Raw genomic sequence first — 2,176 nt, 5'->3', positions numbered from 1 at the left:
GTAAAAAAGCTTACTGAAATTGGAGAAGAAATTAAGAAACAGTGGCCAGATGCAAAAATAGCAATTACGCACCGAGTAGGACGACTAGAAATAATGGATATCGCAGTTGTCATTGCAGTGTCGTCACCACATCGTAAAGTAGCGTACGAAGCGAATGAATACGCAATTGAACGTATAAAGAGAATCGTCCCAATTTGGAAAAAAGAATTTTGGGAAGATGGAACGGAGTGGATTGGAGATCAGCTTGAAAATACTTCGTATCCAGACGGAAAACCAAAGAAGGAAGAATGAGAAGATGATTACAATTTTACTGTTCGCAAATTTACGAGAAGAAGTTGGCTCCGAGAGAGTAGTAATAATAGAAAAACGAGAGATGAATGTTCATCAATTGAAAAAATGGCTGAAAGATCACTATCAATTACAGAAACTGGATAAAGTGATGGTGGCGATTAACGAAGAATTTGTAACGGACGAAGAAATCGTAAAAGCCGGAGATATCGTAGCGTTTATCCCGCCTGTAAGTGGAGGTTAATTTTTTCTATTTGAGTATCAAATCTTTTATACGTTAAGGAGGATCATTATGAGTGAGTTTTCGCACTGGAACGAAGAGGGAAGAGCTAAAATGGTTGATATTTCTCAAAAGGATATTTCAACACGTACAGCTGTTGCGCAAAGTACAATTTCTTTATCAAATGAACTATTTGAAGCAATTCAAAACGGAGGATTGAAAAAAGGAGACCCGCTTCAAGTAGCACAAGTGGCTGGCATAATCGGTGCTAAAAAAACAGCGGATATAATCCCTATGTGTCATCCGATATTAATCCAAGGAACCGACTTTACGTTTCATTATGAAAAGAAAACCGATGGCTATGAATTAATGATACGAGCGACAGTAAAATGTAGTGGGAAAACAGGTGTAGAAATGGAAGCATTAACTGCCGTAACGATTGCAGCTCTTACTTTTTACGATATGTGTAAAGCAGTTGATAAAACGATGGTTATGAAAGAAACGTATTTAGTACAAAAAACGGGTGGGAAAAGTGGAGATTTTTTTCATCACGTAAAATAATTACAATGGAAGGAATGTATATGATGATTACTCACGAACAAATTATGAACGCTTTAAGCCATGTAGAAGATCCAGAGTTACACAAAAGTATTGTGGAATTAAACATGGTAAGAAATATAAAAATTGATGGAACAGAAGTTGGGTTAGAAGTAGTTTTAACAATTCAAGGTTGTCCGTTGAAAGTAAAAATTCAACAAGATATTGAAGACTCTCTTCGAAACATTGGAGCATCGAGAATTTCTTTGACATTCGGTTCTATGACACCGGAAGAACGAGCTGCATTAACAGCGTCTTTAAAGAAAGAGGCTAGAACAGAAACAGGCATGCCGAGTATGCTGAGACCTGATTCAGGAGTACGTTTTATTACTGTAACGAGCGGAAAAGGGGGAGTGGGTAAATCAACTGTGACGATTAACCTTGCTACTGCTTTAGCACGTATGGGCAAAAAGGTTGGGATTTTAGATGCAGACATATATGGATTTAGCATCCCAGCTATGATGGAAACGAATGAAAAACCAACAATGATTGATCAAACAGCAATTCCAGTCGTAAGTCATGGTGTTAAAATTATGTCGATGGGATTCTTCACAGAAGGGAATAACCCCGTTATGTGGCGCGGACCAATGTTAAACAAATGGATTCAAAACTTTCTTGCAAACACGCACTGGGGAGAACTAGACTATCTTCTTCTTGATTTACCGCCTGGAACAGGAGACGTTGCAATTGATGTCGCTGCAATGATTCCACAAGCGAAGGAAATTATCGTCACAACGCCTCATAACGTAGCTTCATTTGTCGCTTCTAGAGTAGGAGTAATGGCAAAACATACGAAACACGATATTTTAGGTATCGTTGAAAACATGGCATATTACGAAGAACAAGACGGATCAAGAAACTATCTCTTCGGAAAAGGCGGTGGTGAAATGTTAGCAGAACAACTGCAAACAGAAGTAATTGCTCAAATACCGTTTGCGAAGCGTGAAGAGAATAAAGGGTCGTGTGTATATGACGAAGACTCGCTCGTTGGGGAGATGTTTACTTCTTTAGCGGAGGATATTATTTATAAAGGATAGGTTGGTATAAAAAGTGGGATACATAGCACGTATG

The 2,176-nt window shown here is 38.4% G+C and carries 4 protein-coding genes; all 4 read left to right on the top strand.

Annotation, left to right across the window (positions count from 1 at the left end; genetic code table 11):
* A partial coding sequence (locus AC1DTM_RS23695) for a molybdenum cofactor biosynthesis protein MoaE (RefSeq protein ID WP_477001032.1) occupies nt 1-291 on the top strand: 291 nt, incomplete at its 5' end.
* Between the two features lie 4 nt (nt 292-295).
* The gene (gene moaD, locus AC1DTM_RS23690) at nt 296-532 is read left to right on the top strand and encodes a molybdopterin converting factor subunit 1 (RefSeq protein WP_088098910.1); all 237 of its coding nucleotides are present in this window, start codon (nt 296-298) and stop codon (nt 530-532) included.
* A gap of 48 nt (nt 533-580) precedes the next feature.
* The gene (gene moaC, locus AC1DTM_RS23685; RefSeq protein ID WP_088098911.1) at nt 581-1,069 is read left to right on the top strand and encodes a cyclic pyranopterin monophosphate synthase MoaC; all 489 of its coding nucleotides are present in this window, start codon (nt 581-583) and stop codon (nt 1,067-1,069) included.
* Nucleotides 1,070-1,089: 20 nt separating this feature from the next.
* On the top strand, nt 1,090-2,142 hold the full coding sequence (locus AC1DTM_RS23680) for a P-loop NTPase (RefSeq protein ID WP_016104417.1): 1,053 nt from the start codon (nt 1,090-1,092) through the stop codon (nt 2,140-2,142).
* The last annotated feature ends 34 nt before the right edge of the window (nt 2,143-2,176 follow it).

This window comes from Bacillus sp. P4_D3, assembly GCF_056401855.1.
Note: the sequence above shows the minus strand (reverse complement) of the source record. Positions and strands in the feature narration are given on the sequence as shown.